The sequence below is a fragment of the Ruminococcus flavefaciens genome, from assembly GCF_900116855.1.
GTDB classification, from domain to species: Bacteria; Bacillota; Clostridia; order Oscillospirales; family Ruminococcaceae; genus Ruminococcus; species Ruminococcus flavefaciens_R.
The window spans coordinates 109,920-128,300 of record NZ_UETD01000009.1 but is presented as its reverse complement, the minus strand read 5'-3'; the positions used below and the strand labels follow the sequence as shown (position 1 = coordinate 128,300).

19 protein-coding genes are annotated in these 18,381 nt (G+C 49.1%); 7 read left to right on the top strand and 12 right to left on the bottom strand.

The genetic code is table 11. The annotated features are described in order from the left end of the window. Window positions 1-201: 201 nt before the first annotated feature. Entirely contained in the window at window positions 202-2,550 is a 2,349-nt protein-coding gene (gene feoB / locus DSZ37_RS10760) for a ferrous iron transport protein B (protein ID WP_109726910.1), read from the top strand. Further along, entirely contained in the window at window positions 2,550-2,693 is a 144-nt protein-coding gene (locus DSZ37_RS10755; RefSeq protein WP_109726909.1) for a FeoB-associated Cys-rich membrane protein, read from the top strand. Before feoB ends, DSZ37_RS10755 begins: the two co-directional genes overlap by 1 nt. An 81-nt stretch (window positions 2,694-2,774) precedes the next feature. Here DSZ37_RS10755 and DSZ37_RS10750 read toward each other — a convergent pair whose 3' ends face one another. Further along, window positions 2,775-3,344 (bottom strand): carbonic anhydrase, encoded by a 570-nt coding sequence (locus tag DSZ37_RS10750; protein WP_109726908.1) that lies wholly within the window; start codon window positions 3,342-3,344, stop codon window positions 2,775-2,777. 159 nt (window positions 3,345-3,503) lie between these two features. Here DSZ37_RS10750 and DSZ37_RS10745 point away from each other — a divergent pair, with 159 nt between their 5' ends. Beyond that, window positions 3,504-4,421: a magnesium transporter CorA family protein gene (locus DSZ37_RS10745; protein WP_109726907.1), complete on the top strand. Its 918-nt coding sequence runs from the start codon at window positions 3,504-3,506 to the stop codon at window positions 4,419-4,421. A 45-nt stretch (window positions 4,422-4,466) separates the two neighbouring features. Here DSZ37_RS10745 and DSZ37_RS10740 read toward each other — a convergent pair whose 3' ends face one another. The 11 genes from DSZ37_RS10740 to DSZ37_RS10690 form a co-directional block, all read right to left on the bottom strand. Then, window positions 4,467-5,540 carry a hypothetical protein gene (locus DSZ37_RS10740; RefSeq protein ID WP_109726906.1) on the bottom strand — a complete coding sequence of 358 codons (1,074 nt, stop codon included), beginning with the start codon at window positions 5,538-5,540 and terminating at the stop codon, window positions 4,467-4,469. A gap of 17 nt (window positions 5,541-5,557) precedes the next feature. Further along, window positions 5,558-5,995 (bottom strand): YunG family protein, encoded by a 438-nt coding sequence (locus tag DSZ37_RS10735; RefSeq protein ID WP_109726905.1) that lies wholly within the window; start codon window positions 5,993-5,995, stop codon window positions 5,558-5,560. Between the two features lie 61 nt (window positions 5,996-6,056). Next, on the bottom strand, window positions 6,057-6,521 hold the full coding sequence (locus DSZ37_RS10730; RefSeq protein ID WP_109726904.1) for a low molecular weight protein-tyrosine-phosphatase: 465 nt from the start codon (window positions 6,519-6,521) through the stop codon (window positions 6,057-6,059). Window positions 6,522-6,749: 228 nt separating this feature from the next. Further along, a complete protein-coding gene (locus DSZ37_RS10725; protein ID WP_347504561.1) occupies window positions 6,750-6,899 on the bottom strand; it encodes a hypothetical protein in 150 nt (49 codons plus the stop codon). A 37-nt stretch (window positions 6,900-6,936) separates the two neighbouring features. Beyond that, window positions 6,937-8,568 (bottom strand): phosphoenolpyruvate--protein phosphotransferase, encoded by a 1,632-nt coding sequence (gene ptsP / locus DSZ37_RS10720; protein ID WP_109726903.1) that lies wholly within the window; start codon window positions 8,566-8,568, stop codon window positions 6,937-6,939. A gap of 61 nt (window positions 8,569-8,629) precedes the next feature. Then, a complete protein-coding gene (locus DSZ37_RS10715; protein ID WP_019679450.1) occupies window positions 8,630-8,896 on the bottom strand; it encodes an HPr family phosphocarrier protein in 267 nt (88 codons plus the stop codon). 31 nt (window positions 8,897-8,927) lie between these two features. After that, window positions 8,928-10,847, bottom strand: coding sequence for a PTS fructose transporter subunit IIABC (locus tag DSZ37_RS10710; RefSeq protein ID WP_109726902.1), 1,920 nt, complete (start codon window positions 10,845-10,847; stop codon window positions 8,928-8,930). A 27-nt stretch (window positions 10,848-10,874) separates the two neighbouring features. After that, on the bottom strand, window positions 10,875-11,774 hold the full coding sequence (gene pfkB, locus DSZ37_RS10705) for a 1-phosphofructokinase (protein WP_109726901.1): 900 nt from the start codon (window positions 11,772-11,774) through the stop codon (window positions 10,875-10,877). Continuing rightward, entirely contained in the window at window positions 11,775-12,521 is a 747-nt protein-coding gene (locus DSZ37_RS10700; protein WP_109726900.1) for a DeoR/GlpR family DNA-binding transcription regulator, read from the bottom strand. A 370-nt stretch (window positions 12,522-12,891) separates the two neighbouring features. Next, window positions 12,892-13,437, bottom strand: a complete 546-nt coding sequence (locus DSZ37_RS10695; RefSeq protein ID WP_109726899.1) for a prolyl-tRNA synthetase associated domain-containing protein — start codon at window positions 13,435-13,437, stop codon at window positions 12,892-12,894. A 13-nt stretch (window positions 13,438-13,450) separates the two neighbouring features. Beyond that, window positions 13,451-13,933: an ATP-binding protein gene (locus DSZ37_RS10690; protein WP_181380300.1), complete on the bottom strand. Its 483-nt coding sequence runs from the start codon at window positions 13,931-13,933 to the stop codon at window positions 13,451-13,453. A 167-nt stretch (window positions 13,934-14,100) separates the two neighbouring features. On the opposite strand from DSZ37_RS10690, the gene DSZ37_RS10685 reads away from it, so the two are divergent. Genes DSZ37_RS10685 through DSZ37_RS10670 form a run of 4 tightly spaced genes read left to right on the top strand, consistent with a single transcriptional unit; the run spans window position 14,101 to window position 18,378 of the window. Next, complete coding sequence (locus DSZ37_RS10685) at window positions 14,101-15,069, top strand: hypothetical protein (protein ID WP_109726898.1); 969 nt, start codon at window positions 14,101-14,103, stop codon at window positions 15,067-15,069. A gap of 2 nt (window positions 15,070-15,071) precedes the next feature. Beyond that, entirely contained in the window at window positions 15,072-15,977 is a 906-nt protein-coding gene (locus DSZ37_RS10680) for a hypothetical protein (protein ID WP_109726897.1), read from the top strand. 14 nt (window positions 15,978-15,991) lie between these two features. Next, window positions 15,992-17,176, top strand: coding sequence for a hypothetical protein (locus DSZ37_RS10675; RefSeq protein ID WP_109726896.1), 1,185 nt, complete (start codon window positions 15,992-15,994; stop codon window positions 17,174-17,176). Next, entirely contained in the window at window positions 17,173-18,378 is a 1,206-nt protein-coding gene (locus DSZ37_RS10670) for an adenylosuccinate synthetase (RefSeq protein WP_109726895.1), read from the top strand. The genes DSZ37_RS10675 and DSZ37_RS10670 overlap by 4 nt, the downstream gene beginning before the upstream one ends. Window positions 18,379-18,381: the final 3 nt, after the last annotated feature.

The following is an 18,381-nucleotide window of genomic DNA, read 5'->3' as shown; positions in this document are numbered from 1 at the left end:
AACAGCTTTGAGAGTGTACGACCGTCTGTTTTGTGCCCAAAGAACTTGGTTCATTTAATACTATCGTGCCAGCAGACACAGGTGTGACATATATTTTTTTTATTATCTTTATTTATTGCAGAATGGAGCAAAAATGTTGATTTGGAGTGTTTTTTGTGATATAATGGTTAGGCTGAAATAATATCAATATAGGAGCAGATAATGGAAACGCTTAGAAATATTAAGATCGGAGATACTGTCAGGGTTGAGAGCGTCGGCGGTGAAGGTGCTCTGAGACAGCATTTCCTTGATATGGGACTTATCCCCGGAGCAGAGGTGACTCTGGTCAAATATGCACCTATGGGCGACCCTATGGAGCTGCGGCTCCACGGCTATGAGCTTACGCTGAGACTTGCGGATGCCGAGCAGATCGGAGTCTGTCCCGTCGCCTCTAAAAAAGAGGCGGTGAAGAAAGAGCACAGACATAAGAAGTCCGACCACCCGGGTCTCGGTGAGGGCGGACGCTTCCACGCCAAGGACGATGGTGTCCCTCTTGAAAAGGGCACTGTGATGAAGTTCGCTCTCGTGGGAAACCAGAACAGCGGCAAGACCACCCTTTTCAACAGGCTGACGGGCTCCAAGCAGCACGTCGGAAACTTCCCGGGAGTTACCGTGGACCGCAAGGACGGCGCTATAAAGGGTCATCCCGATACCCTTATAACCGACCTGCCCGGCATTTACTCCATGTCGCCTTACAGCAGCGAGGAGATAGTCTCCCGTAATTTCGTGCTCAACGAGAAGCCTCACGCTATCATCAATATCGTTGATGTCACCAATATCGAGAGAAATCTCTATCTTACAATGCAGCTTCTGGAAATGAATATCCCCATGGTAGTTGCACTGAATATGATGGACGAGCTGACTTCCAACGGCGGAACCATCGACATAAACCAGATGGAAAGACGTCTCGGCGTACCTGTGGTGCCCATATCAGCTGCCAAGAACAAGGGTATCGAGGAGCTTGTGGAGCACGCCATACATGTCGCCTATTATCAGGAGCGCCCCGTCCGCTATGACTTCTGCGCGAAGAACGAGAACGGGGGAGCGGTACACCGCTGTCTCCACAGTATCTCTCATCTTATTGAGGATCACGCAGAAAGCGTGGATATGCCTATACGATTTGTGACCAGTAAGGTCATCGAAAACGACAAGCTGGTCATCGACAAGCTGGGACTTGATCAGAACGAGCTCGAGACCGTTGAGCATATCGTTTCGCAGATGGAGAAGGAACGCGGTCTGGATCGAAGCTCCGCCATTGCGGATATGAGGTTCAGCTTCATCCACAGGCTCTGCGATGACACGGTGAAGAAGCCTGCGGAGAGCCGCGAGCATATCCGAAGCCGCCGTATAGATAAGTTCCTGACGGGAAAATATACGGCTATCCCTGCATTCATCCTCATTATGGGACTGGTATTCTATCTGACCTTCAATGTCATCGGTGCTTTTTTACAGGGGCTTTTCGAGACAGGTGTGGACAAGCTCACGGAGATTACAGACAAGGCGCTGACGGGCGCTCATGTTAACACGGTTATCCATGACCTTGTCATAGATGGTATTTTTGCGGGCGTGGGAAGCGTTCTCAGCTTCCTGCCAATAATCGTGACGCTTTTCTTCTTCCTGTCACTGCTGGAGGACAGCGGCTATATAGCCCGTGTTGCATTCTTTATGGACAAGATACTCCGCAAGGTGGGACTTTCGGGACGAAGCATAGTTCCGCTGCTCATCGGCTTCGGCTGCTCTGTGCCTGCGGTAATGTCCACAAGAACTCTCCCCAGCGAGAGAGACAGAAAAATGACCATTCTTCTGACCCCCTTCATGAGCTGTACCGCGAAGCTGCCCATCTATGCATTCTTTGTGAATGCTTTCTTCCCGAAACGGGGCGGACTTATCATGATAGGGCTCTATCTTCTCGGAATAGTTTCGGGAATAATCGCCGCATACATTTTCAAGGGAACACTTTTCCGCGGTGAGGCTGTGCCCTTTGTAATGGAGCTTCCCAACTACCGTCTGCCTTCGGCAGGCAACGTGGCACAGCTCCTGTGGGAAAAGGCAAAGGACTTCCTCCAGAGGGCGTTCTCCGTTATCCTCATAGCTACCATAGCAGTCTGGTTCCTCCAGAGCTTCGACCTGAAGCTGAACATGGTGGACGACGCAGGCGACAGCATACTCGCCAAGATAGCAGGTGTTTTCGCGCCGATCATGAAGCCTGTGGGACTTGGCGACTGGCGCATACTTGTTGCTCTCATAAGCGGATTTATGGCAAAGGAGAGCGTGGTCTCCACACTGAAAATACTCTATTCGGGAGATGTTGCCTCGGCTATGTCCTCACTGACAGCAGCCTGCCTGCTGGTGTTCTCGCTGCTCTACACTCCCTGTGTAGCGGCGATCGCCGCTGTAAAGCGTGAGCTGGGCAAGAAATGGGCTCTGGCAGAGGTGGTATGGCAGTGCGCCGTGGCATGGATCGCCACACTTGTTATACGCGCCATACTGCTGCTGATAGGAGTGGTCTGATGAATATTGCGGATATAGTCATATTGGCTCTGATAGTCCTTGCAGTTGTCTTTGCTGTCAGGTACATGATAAAGAGCTCAAAGAATGGCAGCTGCTGCGGAGACTGCGGAAGCTGCGGCGGATGCAGCAGGCATCGGCAGTGAGTGCCATTAGTATAAACGAATAAAGCTCCCCTAAGCAGACATCTGTCCGCTCAGGGGAGCATTTTTATATTGCCTTTTGTTTTACAGAAATTCCACTCTGCCGCTGTCAAGGCGGTATATGGCTCCCAGCACCTGCAAGCCGTACTCCTCCTCGTCACGCTGTATCTGCAAGCTGTGCTCGATTATATCACAGCTGTGCTTCACGTTGAGACAGCAGGCACGGAATTCGTTTTTCTCATCGCCGATAGCCTTCAGTATCTCGTCTGTTATGAACTTTATGTAGCCGTCGGGCTCATGGTTCATGGCGGCGTCCACGGCACCGCAGTGGTCGTGACCGAGAACTACGATAAGACCCGTGCCAAGGTGCTCTGCGGCGTATTCGATACTGCCGAGCTGGTGGGAATCCATGACGTTGCCTGCAACTCTTATGACAAAGAGGTCGCCTATGCCTGCTGAGAATATCATCTCGGGAACTACCCTCGAATCCGAGCAGGTGATGATGATAGCGTAGGGCTTCTGTCCGCTCTCGCTGAACCGCAGGAGAGTCTCGGGAGAAACGTCACAGCTAAGCGTCCGTGACTGTATGTATTTTTCATTGCCGCTGATAAGACGAGCCTTTGCTTCGTCTGCGGTTATCCTGTATGACTGCATTACACAGCACCTCCGTCCTTGATGTAATTGTAACATATTTTCGTCCGTTCCGCAATATGCTTCGGGAAGCTTTGAAAAATTGTTCCGCGGCGTTGATTTATGGCGGTATCTGTGGTATAATGGTCTGTGGTAAACAAAAATCAGTATAAGGAGGCGTATATGTTCTATCTTATTAAAAGCACCCTTGAGGAGCGCAAGAACCTCAAGCCGAGAGACTCAAAGGAAAAATATGTGGCTATACTCTCTGCGGAGGAGTGGCAGAGCAACAGCTCCAAATTCGATATGGGCATTGACCTTGAGGTCAGCACCTTTCAGATAGACAGCACTAAGGCAGAGGTGAACTATGACTCGCTGACGGGTACATTCTGCCTTCCCGACAGGAATGATATCTCGGGTGAGAACAGGAGGTTCGCATTCGCCCTCGACGAAAAGGGCATAGTTTTTATTGATGACAGCGGCGCTGTTGCTGAGATAATCAGCGGCATTGTAAAGACCAAACGCTGGACAAATCCCTCGCTGGAGCGCTTCATTTACGACTTCCTCGAGCAGATAATATATAACGACCAGAACGTGCTGGCGAAGTACGACGCGGAGCTTGACGAGATGGAGGACAAGATACTTGCAGGCGAGGAGGAGAACTATCCCAAGCGCCTCAGCGAGATAAGAAGCGACCTCAGGGATATGAGGATACACTATGAACAGCTGGAGGATTTGGGTCAGGAGCTGGAGGAGAATGAGAACAACTTCTTCAAGCATGAAAATCTCCGCTATTTTCACCTTTTCACTCAGCGCATAGCCAGACTTCACGACACCACCGCCGCACTCAGGGACTACACCGCCCAGATACGCGAGCTCTATCAGTCTCAGCTGGACATAAAGCAGAACAGGATAATGACTATACTCACCATTGTCACCACTATTTTTATGCCCCTAACCCTAATTGCAGGCTGGTACGGCATGAACTTCAAGTATATGCCCGAGCTGGAGTTCAAAGCGTCCTATCCCATAGTCATACTTGTAAGTATTATCATAGTCGTCATCAGTCTCATATTTTTCAGGAAGAAGAAATGGCTGTAAATACAAAACGCTCCGATAGTCTCGGGGCGTTTTTGTTATCGTCAACTATAACTTTATGCAGTTGTCTTTATCATCAGCGGCACTTTGTCCTTCCATCTTATAGTGAAGCTCCTTTTTGCCGCCTGCTGTTATCACTAAACGGAGATCAATGAATTCTGTGTCGGTATCATAGAATAATCCGTACTCCTCGCTGCCGTTTCTGTAAACGCTTATGGATAATAATTCAATGCGGTCAATAATATCCTGCTCGGAAGCTCCTTCCTCAATGAACCCGGGCTCTGACAGTAAACAGTCTGCCACTGCCTTTTTTACGTTACGGTCTGTGCGCTCTCCGTATAAGAGCAGCTTCTCAAGTTTCCGATAGCACTTTCCCGGCTGTATTTCCTTCAGCGACGGTATCTCTGTTATCAGCTTGTTGATATCAAGGTCGATGGGACCTTTATCGATGAGAGCCTTCTCGATCATTCCGTTATAGCCATCCTGCGGAACAGTGGGGTGCCTGTCAGTGTCAAAAAATGCAGTAACGATGCTGTCGTCGATCAGATTCCACTTCCATTTGATATCACATTCGTAGCCCACGGTGCCCGTATGGTCAAAGAGAAATCTTCCGTATCCCGTATCAAAATAGATGCGGTTGCGGTCTTTGTCCTTTGCAGCTCCGGAACGCTTGTAAGAAACAATGATTATGAATATTGACAGTGCAAGCATGAGTCCGCTTGCTGCAAACGAGAATATCGAAGCCGCCTTGTAGGTATCAACGTAGTCGCTGATATAATAGTTGTTGGGATCATTCGGGTCATAGTGGATGATGATCTTATCGCCTTTGTGTTCCGGACCTGCATTACAGTAAAGATGGCGCAGCCTGAACCTGCCATCGGGTTCGACCTCTATATGCCGCCAGTGCTTGCCTGTGAGGTATTTGCTCTCCGCATCGTCGAGATCTCTTAAATAGCCGCGGCTTTCGTTTACGACCTTGCCCGTTACTTCGGCGGTGCAATTATTTTTCAGGTCTTTGTAAATGAGTCTCTGTCCAAAGCCTGCCAGAAAGAGTATCACAGAAGCGGTAATGGTCAGGATCAGACAAAAGATAACGGCTTTTTTGCTCGGATTACTTTTCAATTTTATTACCGTCCCTTTTACTTGTTTGCAATGAGTTTTTTCAGCTCCGCCTTCAGATACTGATAACGCTCCAGCTTTTCCTGCTTTGCGAAGTGGACCTCGCGCAGCTGCTCGGGGTTGCCCTCATAGCAGAGCTTCTCGTCGCCGAACTGCTCGCTGGTAAGGTCGAATACAACATCGCCAACCACGTTGTAGCAGTGGTAGTTCCCGCCGGGACGAAGAACTCCGAAGACCTTGCCGCCGAAGATATCCTGTGCAAGGAATGCGGTTATGGAGCACTGCCCCGTGGTGATGTTGTCCTTGCTCCACTTCTCGCGGAGCCTCGGTGCACAGGTGCATTCGCACCATATCTGCAAAAGCGCGTCATAGAGCGCCTGCGGTGTTTTTATTGCACTGTATTCCTCGTTTATCGGCGGAACGAGAGCGTTCTCCCAGCCGTAAAAATCATAGCTCATAATAATCCTCCGAAATCAGTGCGCCGAAGCTGTTCATGCGCACATTTTTATTACAGTCGGCTCACACAAGACCGTCTGTGCGAAGCTTCTCCAGCAGAGCGCGGCAGCCCTCGTCGATATCGCTGTACGCCTTGCCGAAATCGCCGCTGTACCACGGGTCTGAGACATCGTCGCTCCGTCCTGCAAAGGTGAGGAGCTTGTATATCTTTCCGTCCTTGTCGCTGCCGAATATGCGGTTCATGTTGCGGATATTGGCGGAGTCCATACCCACAAAAAGGTCATAGCTGTTGTAGTCAGCCTTTTTAAGCTGAACAGCATACTTGCCTTGGCAGCTTATCCCATGGGAAGCAAGCTCCGCTCTTGCGGGAGGATATACGGGATTGCCCAGCTCCTCAGTGCTGGTGGCAGCTGAGGAGATATACAGCTCATGGCTGAGACCGTTCTCGGCAGCCAGCTTCTTCATTATAAATTCTGCCATAGGTGAGCGGCATATATTGCCGTGGCAGACGAACATGATCTTATACATCTCCTCAAATCTCCTTAAATATTTGATAATCTTCGTAAAATAGCCTCAAAGCTCGTTTTGACATAGCATGAATAAAAACGAATGTTTTCTTATAATTCTGCATATTTTTTCATGTTTTCTCATGTTTTTCATTGCAAGCGTGGAAAAAAGTTCGACCATATATTGAGCTATACCAGTGTTTTTTGTGGATTATTACTACGATAAAATGGTAAAATGAATGTTTTCAGGCTAAACGATCCCGTATAAGCGCTTCATCTCTTTCTCCGCATCTTCATACTGGACGTGAGTATAGGTATTCAATGTAACGCTTATGTCTGCATATCCCATTATGTACTGAAGCATCTTGGGGTTCATGCCGTTCTTAACAGCGATACTCATATCACAGTTACAGGCGCTTTTTTGTTTGGTTTAATTATCAGGAGAGATCAGTGTGTCTTACTGCGTCTCTGACCTTGAGTACAAAGGAAGGCGAAACTGAAAGCTCGTCTATACCCATTCTCAGGAATGTTTCGGTAAGACTTGTGTCAGCTGCAAGTTCGCCGCATATACCTATCCACGCACCATTTGCATGGGCATTTTTTGCAGACATTTCTATTAGCCGGAGAATAGCTTCATGGTGTGTATCAACGAACTGTTCAACGGCACTGTTCTGCCTGTCACAGGCGAGAGTGTATTGTGTCAGGTCATTGGTACCTACGCTGAAAAAGTCAACAAGAGGAGCAAGTTTATCGCTTATGACAGCTGCTGCGGGAGTTTCGATCATTATACCGAGTTCTGCGTTTTCATCGAAGTCTACTCCGTCAGCGCGGAGCTCCTCTCTGACCTCTGCGCATATTTTTTTGATCTGTTCCACCTCCGATACACTTGTTATCATAGGGAACATGATACCAAGCTTGCCGAATGCGGAAGCCCTGTAAAGGGCACGGAGCTGTGTCCTGAATATCTTTGGACGAGTGAGACAGATCCTTATAGCTCTGAAACCGAGGGCAGGATTGTCCTCCTTTGCGAGATCAAAATAATCCACCTTCTTGTCAGCGCCGATGTCAAGAGTACGTATAATGACCTTTTTGCCAGCCATGCTTTCAAGCACCTTTTTGTAGGCAGCAAACTGCTGCTCTTCGGTCGGATAATCGCTGCTCTCAAGATAGAGAAATTCACTTCGGAATAGACCAATTCCTCCTGCGTCGTTGGCAAGAACTGCTCCGATATGATCCACTCCGCCGATATTGGCAAAAATATTGATCCTTGTTCCGTCGAGCGTAACGTTTTCCTTGCCTTTTAACTCCTGGAGAAGCCTCTTCTTTTCCTCGTCCTCTTTCTGCTTCGTTTCGAGTTTTTCGAGAGCCTCGGTGTCAGGAGAGAGGAATACCTCACCGGTATATCCGTCAACTGCGGCAAACATACCGTCTGACACAGCTGAGAGAAAATCATCACCTGCACCGATAACGGCAGGGATATTCATATTCCTTGCCAGTATAGCTGTGTGAGAATTTGAAGAGCCGTGAGATGTAACAAAAGCGAGGACCTTGTTCTTGTCCAGCAGAACGGTTTCGCTGGGAGCCAGATCGTCTGCACAGATTATCACTTTTTCGTCGCTGCTGTTCTCCTGAGAACCGTCGTCTGAAAGGCAGGCGATAATGCGATTCGATATATCCTTCACGTCTGCGGAGCGCGCCTGCATATAGGCATCGTCCATAGACGCGAACATTTCTGAAAAGTTATCGGCGGTCACCGAGACTGCATATTCTGCATTGACAGACTGAGTGTCGATAATACTTTCGATGGACTCGTTGTAATCGTCATCTTCGATCATCATCATGTGTATCTCAAAGATCTGAGCATTCTGCTCACCGACCTCCTTGAGTGCCTTGTCATATATTTCCTGAAGCTGAGCTGTTGCCGCTTCCTTTGCGGCTTCCAGTCTTTTCTTCTCGGCAGCTGTATCGCTGACGTGTATTCGCTTTACAGTTGTGTCCCTTCGTTTGAAAACAGAGATCTTACCGATAGCTACAGCACCGTAAACTCCCTTGCCTTTGAAAATGGTCATATTGATGCACCTCCTTTAAAGGTATGGGACAGCAGTGATGCCGTCCCATTTTCGTTTGGAATTATTCGCCGAAACCGTTCTCGAACATTGCAGCGAGTTCATCAAGAACTGCCTGCTCGTTACCGCCGTTAACGACTATTTCCACTTCGGTGCCCTTTTTGAGTCCCGCTGCCATGATCTGCATGACATTTTTAGCCTTGATGTCCTTATCATTGGCTTTGAGAATGACCTCGCTGTCTGAATGAGCCTTGACAGCCTTTGCGATCATACCTGCGGGTCTCATGTGCATACCTTCTGCGTTTACGATAGTTACCTTTTTTGATACCATAAATTTTCACTCCTTATAATAATGATTTGTTTTATGCGTTCTGAGGATGCTTCTTTTTGAGCAGAGCCAGCATTAACATTCCAACTACTGAGCCGATGGCAAGTGCTATAACATACTGGAGAGGGTGTCCTACCACAGGGAATACGAATATACCGCCGTGAGGAGCTCTGAGCGTACAGCCGAATGCCATTGATATGCCGCCTGCTGTTGCCGCACCTACGATACAGGAGGGGATCACTCTTGCAGGGTCAGCTGCGGCGTAGGGGATAGCGCCTTCTGTTATGAAGCTGAGTCCCATAATGTAGTTGACGGGACCGTTCTTGCGTTCCTCCTCGGTAAATCTGTTTTTGAAGAATGTGGTAGCCAGTGCTATAGCGATAGGGGGGACCATACCTCCTACCATTACTGCTGCCATGATATTGAAGTTGCCCTGAGAGATAGCAGCAACGCCGAATACATAGGCTGCCTTGTTGAAGGGACCGCCCATGTCTATCGCCATCATACCTCCGAGTATGCAGCCAAGGAGGATCTTGCTCGAGTCGCCCATGCTGTTGAGGAAGTTGGAGAGACCGTCGTTGAGAATGCCCATTACAGGGTTGACTGCACACATCATGATGCCGACAATGGCGAGTCCTCCGAGAGGATAAATGAGTACGGGCTTGATACCGTTGAGAGCCTTGGGCAGCTTATTGCACGCCCTTTCCAGGCAAAGTGTGAGGTATCCGCCGATAAAGCCCGCCAGCAGCGCACCGAGGAAGCCTGAGGGAACGTCTCCTCCCGGAGATGCAAAGGTTGCACCTGCGGCTGCCATTGCACCTCCTGCCATACCGACAAGGAAGCCGGGGCGGTCAGCGATGCTGAGTCCGATATATCCTGCAAGCACAGGTATCATGAACTGGAAAGCGTAGTTTCCGATAGTCTTGAACCATGCCGCAGCCGCAAGGTGGGAACCGAAATCACCGTCCTGGGGAGCGCCTCCGAAGGAGTCTATCAGGAAGGCTAACGCGATAAAAATGCCTCCCGCAACTGTGAAGGGCAGCATATTTGAAACGCCGTTCATGAGGTGTTTGTAAAGCTTTCTTCCGAAGCCTTCGCTGTCAGATGTGCTCGATGAGCTGCTGTCGGCTTCGCCCTCATGATGATATACGGGAGCGTCTCCTGCTTCGATGCGGTTTATAAGCTCCTCGGGGATCTTTATACCGTCTGATACCTTGGTCTTTATGACTTTTTTGCCGTTGAAACGCGCCATGGAAACGGTCTTGTCGGCAGCGACGATGATTCCGTCACAGGCATCTATCTCCTCCTGAGTGAGGATATTCTTTGCACCGCCTGAGCCGTTTGTCTCAACTTTAATAGAGATACCCAGCTTTTTGCCTGCTTTTTCAAGAGCCTCGGCAGCCATATAGGTGTGGGCAATACCCGTCGGGCAGGCGGTTACCGCAAGAACTTTATATCCGTTTTCGGATATTTCTTCAGCAGCAGGTTCGTCGGGATATTTCTCCTTCTCCATATCGTCGATGACCTTCAGGAACTCATCAGCGTCCTTGGCTTTCAGAAGGTCGTCTCTGAAATCCTCGTCCATGAGTATAGTCATAAGTCTGGACAGAACTTCAAGATGAACATCTCCGTCATTGGGGGCTGCTATCATAAACAGCAGATTTGAGGGCTCATCATCAAGGGCTTCGTAATCAACTCCATCCGGAACTGTCATTGCCGCCAGTGATGGAGCCTTTACAGCTTCGCTTTTTGCGTGTGGTATTGCAATTCCTTCGCCAACAGCGGTCGAACCTTTTTCCTCTCTTGCGATGATGCCTTTTTTATAAGCTTCCTTATCGGCGATATGTCCGCCTTTTACCTGAAGGTCTATGAGCATATCGATAGCTTCGGATTTTGACTTTGGGGAAGCGTTCAGCTTGATGCTTTTTTTGCTGAGCAGATCTACAATTCTCATGAGCTATTCCTCCTTACTGTTGTAATATCAGAGCTGAGCGAGCAGCTCTTCGATCTTGGTTTTTACTGCCAGTCCGTCTGAGAAAGCTGTGGCTCCTCCTGCGGCGGTACCGAGCTTTAATGCGTATTCATAGTCGCCGTTCTGAGCTCCGGTCAGAAAACCTGCTACCATGGAATCTCCTGCACCGACCGAGTTTCTGACTTTTCCCTTGCAGACGCCGCAGCGGTGGCATTTACCGTTCTCGTCAATAAGCATAGCTCCGTCACCAGCCATTGAGATCAGAACATTTATAGCTCCCATGTCTTTCAGTTTTCGGGCATAGCGCTCTATTTCTTCATCTTCCGAGAGGGTTACTCCGAACATCTCACCAAGCTCATGATTATTTGGCTTGATGAGGAAGGGCTTATACTTCAGAACGTTGAGCAGAAGGTCATTTGTGGCGTCAACAACTGTCCTGATCTTTCTGTCCGAAAGTCTCTGCATGATCCTCTCATAGATGTCCGATGGAAGACTGGAAGGGATACTGCCTGCAAGCACGAGCGTATCACCGTCTGACAGCTTGTCCAGCTTTACGAAAAGTGCTTCCAGCGCCTCGTTGTCTATGTGCGGCCCCTGACCGTTGAGTTCGGTTTCTTCGCCGGCTTTGATCTTGACATTGATCCGGGAGTTGCCGTTTTTCAGTCTTACGAAATCTGATTTTATGCCCATTGCCTTGATACCGTTTTCGATAGCCTCGCCTGTGAAGCCTGCGGTGAAGCCCAGAGCAATGGACGGTGTACCAAGCTCATTCAGAACTATGGACACATTTATCCCTTTGCCGCCGAAGTACATTTCCTCCGATGATGAACGATTAACTTCGCCAAGCCTCATTTCAGCTGTGTGTACAACATAGTCGATGGCAGGGTTGAATGTTACAGTGTATACCAACTACATCACCTCCTTGATATTTGCAGCTGTCAGATATTTTTTATCACTGAGTTTATCAGTGATTATTATGACCTTATCAAGATCCGTGAAAGTTACTGAGGTGATCTGATCGAATTTGGAATGATCCGAAAGGATATATGCGGTCCTGCTGTGTCTGATCACCTCAGACTTTATGCTCGCCTCATTTCTGTCGGGAGTGGAAACTCCGGCAGAAAGTGAGATCCCGTTTGCTCCGATGAAGCTTTTTGTGAAGTTGTAAGCCTGAAGGCTGCTGACACATTCTGCGCCGACGATCGCTTCTGTTGTAAGCTTTATCTCACCGGCTGGGAGGAAAACTTTGAAGCCTCTTTGTGCAAGCTTTTTTGCGAGAACAAAGGCATTGGTAACAAATGTGACGTTTTTTGCAGAGATATAGTCTATCATTTTTTCAGTTGTTGTTCCGGCGTCAATGAATACGAAATCACCGTCTTCTATCAGTGAAGCTGCATACTTAGCTATAGCAGTCTTTTCATCATTATAAAGATGAGATTTTTCTTCAATATTCTGTTCTCCGAAGCTGAATTTGTCAATGCAGGGCATAGCACCGCCATGTATCTTGATAAGCAGTCCGCGTTCTGCAAGGTGATTAAGATCTCTCCTCACGGTAGATTCAGAAGCGCCGAGTAATGAGCAAAGCTCACTGAGCGTAACGGCATTTTTACCGTCGAGTGCATCAAGTATCATCTTATGTCTTTCTTCTGCAAGCAAAATTATCCCCGTCCTGAATATTTAATAGTATCATTATCAAACGAACATTTATGAGTGGATGTGAATGAATATGATTGATGTTGATTGAATTATATCATCAAGTGTCAAAATAGTCAAGAGAATTCAATCAAAAACATTCATCGGCAGTAAATATCTGTGTAGATAAACAACAAATGACTGTACGATTTGTTTATTTTGACTATGTGAGATGTTTTCTCAGACGAATTGATGACGGTAATTGACTGTATAAAAAAAGGTTGAACCGCATTATCATATGCGATTCAACCTTTTTCTTTTACCATTGTATGCTTTTCTGCGTTTTATACCTTAGATGTCGTTATCAAGCTCCAATGCAAATATACGCATAATATCACTCCGTTGGAAGGTCAATGAATGTGGGTTCATGCTTAGCCGCACGGACATATCTGAGCATATCCTCTCGTAGCAGGCGGACTGTCGAAGTATTGATACCCGGATGTCCGCAAATGTATTCATCGCTCATAAGGTCGTTATCTATGACGAGCTGTATGTTATTATCGGTATCGAATATAAGCTCCAGTGCTGATACTGAGCCGGGGATAGTATGCAGATACTCCTGCATCTTATCAGCCTCCGCAAAGGATAGACGGGCACAGTTCAGCTGCGATGTCAGGAACTTGGTCTTGAATGGCTTATCTCCTGGCATAAGGAGCATATAGAAGCTGGTCTTCTGGCGGTTGCAGAGAAACAGGTTCTTGCATATCTTAGCACCAAGTACCTTTTCGATAGCAAGACAATCCTCCATAGTATCTGCGTGGTCGTGATCAGCTCGCTTGTATTCTATACCAAGAGCATCAAGTTTATCATATATAGCCATTTCAACGTCAGAGCGTTCATCTGTCGGACGTCCGCTGTAAAGTGTATTATCAATATTCATTACAATTCTCCTTTTACCAGTTGTCACGCATTAGGAAGTCTGCGATATGCACTATCTCTATTCCGTTGTCATTCCCCAAAGCAAGGGGATCGCGGCATACCACATATTTGTGATAGTGATCCTTTATATACATAAGATTTGCAGCCTCACGGTCGGATCCGTCGGGAAGCTGGACGCAGACCTGAACATATATCCTTTCATCTCTGCGAACGGCAACAAAGACAATCTCTTTGGTATTGTTCTTGCCAATGTAGACATCATAACCCCTGCGCTTCATTTCGAGGTACACTATATTCTCGAATACAGCTGAAAGCATTTTTGCATCGAAGCCCATCTGACTGTACTTGATAGAAATATCAGAAAGATAGTATTTTTCCTGAGTTTTGAGCACTGCCTTACCCAGAAGGTCGTAACGCTGACAAGGATGCCAATCAGAACCTTTTTCATTGTTTTCATAATAACCACCTAAAACAGAAGTGTTTTTGCAACAAAGCATTCATAATTCCATTGAATGCGTTTTCATGCCATATCATTATACCATAATCCTTCCAATTCATCAAGCCCAAAAGAAAAACGGTTTCTTTCCGCGCATCTTGCTATTTACAGATTTGTATGGTATAATTTAGATGTTAAATCTTTCATTTCAGATCAAGGGGGTAAGGTATGAAAAATCTAAACTGCAAGAACTGCGGAGGACCCATGCTCATAGATCCATCGGGGACCACAGCAAATTGTCCGTTCTGCGGCTCGAAATATGTACTCGACCACAGGGATACGGACTATTACCGCGACTTCTATGAGCGCATGAGAGGCTTCCTGCACCTGTCTGCTGACGGTCAGGAGAGACGCAGACGCGCCGATGAGCTCTGGGACAGCGCCGCGTCAGAGGTGTTTGAGTGTTCGGACGGGCGTCAGATCGATATCAGGAGTATGCACACATACAAGAACAGGATAATGACTGCATACACCGCAAGACAGAATATCATCTTCCGCTTTGATATCGGCAATGAGGACAAGGCAGACAGATACCGCAAGAACGTGTCGTCCATTGACTATCCCTCAGCCGATACACGGAGCCTTTCGGACTTTTTTCCGCGCATAAGCGGCGGCTTTGAGCTGGCCGATGCAACTACTCTCCTTGTGGTGAAGAAGCGTGAGGACGAGTATCCCCTGAGACTGTTCGGAACTCTCAGCGGCAGGCATACAGCGTGGCTCATCGGGCGCATGGAGAACCTGTGCTGTGTGCTGGAGTACAACAGCATAGTCCACCCCGAATTCGGACTTGATACCCTCTACATCGACCCCTACGACCATCAGGCAAGCCTTTACGGCGGCTGGTGGAGCGCTGTTCCCAACAATACTGCGGTGAACGGTCGTATATGCACCACCCGTGACAATCTGACAGCTCTGCGTGAGACAGCGGCAAAGGTGCTGGGCTTTGAGTCTGCATCAGCTGCAAGGGAGACAGAGGACGTTCCCAAGCCCTTTGCGGACTTCCTGAGGAGCACTCCTCTCAGCAATGCCTACGAGGACTTCGCATACTGGGACGATGTGCTCATAAAGTCCTACGGCGAGCGCAGGTTCATAAATATGGAGACCGACGATAAACAGATATACGGAAAAGGACAGTAACTATGGGACGCGGAAGCTATACTGCAAGTGACTGGATACAGCTGAGAAGCTCATTCGGCACTGAGAAGAAAACGGAACAGATATTTGCGTCAAAAAGCTCAGGGTATGCTCTGTCGTCACTGAAGGGAGTAGTGAGGGAGGCGCGTGACAATGAGGACTCGCCCCGTTCTACGCCTGTGATGATAGGCTTTGATGTTACCGCATCAATGGGCTATCTTGCGGAGGAGCTGGCACTCAATTCCTTGAACAAAGCCATAGTCTATCTCTATGACAATAAGCCCATACAGTGTCCGCAGGTAATGTGCTGTGCGATCGGAGACTGCAAAAGCGATAAGTATCCCCTTCAGGTGACGCAGTTCGAGAGCGATATCCGCATCATCAGACAGCTCACAAGTCTCTGTCTCGAAGGCGGCGGCGGCGGAAACGGCGGCGAGTCATATAATTTAGCGTGGTACTTTGCTGCAAGACGGACCCGTACCGACTGCTTTGAGAAGCGCAGGGAAAAGGGGTATCTCATTACAATAGGTGACGACAACTGCCACAGGGTACTGACGCGCAGCGAGATAAAGCGCGTGTTCGGTGACGATGCGGAATACGACCTGTCTGCCGAGGAGCTCATAGCCGAGGCGGAAAAGATGTACCATGTGTTCCATATCTGTATCGACAGAGGGGTTCCCGGGGACGAGAGGATATTTGCAGGCTGGAGAGAGATACTGCCGGGACGCACGGCAGCAATCAACAAGAAAGACATTTCCTGTCTCTCTGAGCTCATATACGCTCTTATTTCCGTTGCGGAGGGCAGAACAGCCAATGAAGCCCTCAGCGCGGTGGAGCAGCAGGCAGCCGAAAGGATAGCAGGCTCCCTTGCATACATAAGCATACCCAAGAACAATAACATATCATTCTGAGGAGGTAGATCATAATGGGACGCGGAAGCTATAATGCAGCCGACTGGAACAAGCTCAAGGACAGCAGAGGTATCAATGCAGGTTCAACTGCGGATGATATCTTCAGCGGAAACAAGGTAAACGAGAAGTACCTGCCTAAGTTCATAAACGTGCGCGAATCACGGGACAGTGAGGACTCGCCGCAGTCAACACCTATCATCATAGGCTTTGACTCCACGGGCTCAATGGGATATCTGGCAGCGGAGATCGCCAAGAACTCCCTCAATAAGACTGCCACCATGATACTGGAAAAGAGACCCGTGACCGATCCTCATATCATGTGTGCGGCGTTTACCTCGCCCCACGAACAGCCTCCGCTTCAGATAACGCAGTTTGAGGCTGATATCCGTGTTGTGGAGCAGCTTCTGGAGTTCACTCTTAACGGCGGAAATATGTACAGCTATGACTCTCTTGTGTGGTATTTTGCTCTGGAGCATACCGCGATAGACAGCTATGAAAAGCGTAAGCAGAAGGGCTTTATCTTCTGTATCGGCGACGAGGTAGGCGATGACGGCAGGAATGAGATACTCAACAGCTTATCGATAAAGAAGGTCTTTAACGATGACCGCGAACGCGGCTTCACCACGGGAGAGCTTTATAATGCGGCAAGTGAGAAGTATGAGATATTCCATATCATAACAGGCAGACACACTGAACACTCTCTTGAAACATGGGAGCGCCTTATCAGCGGCAGAAATGCTGTTGTGGAGCCTGAGGACATCGAGTTCCTCGCAGAGGTAATGATATCCATTATGCAGCACATGAACGGAATGACCAAGGAGGAGACTCTCTCGCAGTGGACAGGCAAGGCAAGGGACGCTGTGGAAAAGGCACTCTCAACTATCAATGTGCAGCCTGTTCCGCGGGCAGCGGCAGTTCCCGAGGCAGCTGCGGAGGAAAAGACAGCTCCCGAGGCAATGGCAGCTCCTGCACCGCAGTCCGCTCCCGAACCCGAGGCAGCTCCAACGCACAGGGAAGTGCCCGTGGCAAAGCCCGTAAATGCTTCTAAGCCCATTGTAAATGCAAAGCCCTTAAATGCGGCAAAGCCCATCGCACAGGCAAAGCGCGTTGCGGAGCTGACACCTGAGGGGGAAGCACCTCAGAGCAGCGGCAAAGAGAAGAAAGGCTTTCTCTCGAAGCTTTTCCACAAGGATAAATGATCGCAAAAATAATTATCGGAAAGAACTTCGGTGACGAGGGAAAGGGACTTGCCACGGACTATTTTGCCCTTGAGGCTGCAAAGCGCGGAGCCGATGTCATCTGCGTAAGGCATAACGGCGGAGCGCAGGCAGGCCATACGGTGGACCTCAGGGAAAGGCGGTTCGTGTTCTCGCAGCTCTCATCGGGCTCATTCCGCGGAGCCGATACCTACTGGGCGGACAGCTTTATGCCCGATCTCTACAAGCTTTCCGCGGAAGCCGAGAGCTTCGGGGAATCGGGCGGCAGGCTCCCGAATATCTATGCTTCGGAGAAGTGCCGCTGCACCTGCATCATTGACGTTCTTCTGAATATGCTGCTTGAAACGAGCCGCGGCAGTGCCCGTCACGGCTCCTGCGGTATGGGAATAAACGAGGCGGCAGTCCGCTCGGCGACCTTTCCGCTGTATCTCGGAGATGTACTGGGCATGAGCGCTTCCAACCTGTACAGCAGGCTCAGGGAGCTTCGCCGTGACTATCTTCCGCTGCGGCTCAGGGAGCTCTCCGCTGACCTGAGCAAGGCAGGGGAGTACGGCGAGATGCTTAAAAGCGACGATGTTCTTTATAACGCTGCGGAGGCGATGTGCCGAAACGGCAGATACGTTCAGCTTATGCCGCAGGAGCGTCTTAGGAGCTATGACGAGGTCATATTCGAGGGAGCGCAGGGGCTTCTCCTTGACGAGCTCAACACGGAATATGCTCCTCATCTGACCACCTCGCGGACGGGACTTTACGAGCCTGCGAGGATACTGTCCGCACTCTGCGGCAAAGAGCCTTTTTCCGCGGAAGCAGTCTATGTCACACGTTCATACGTTACCCGTCACGGCGCGGGACCGCTGCCATATGAGGGGAAGCTGGGGATAGCTGTCACCGACAGGACCAATGTCTGCAATCAGTGGCAGGGCGAGTTCAGAACGGCTCCCCACGGCAGCACGGAGGAATTTCTGAGGGCAGTGCTCAGAGACATTGCGGAGACTAAGCTTAAAGCAGATATATCGCTGTTCGTGACCCATCTCAACGAGTCGGAGGGCTGTATCATAACTGACAGCGGCAGCATACCCGTGGCGGAGCACTTTGCGGAAACGGGCGGAGTATTCGGCAGGTACTATCTGTCCGACAGCCCCTTTGCGGAAGATGTTTCCGTGCCCGGACAGCTAAAAGGATAGGTA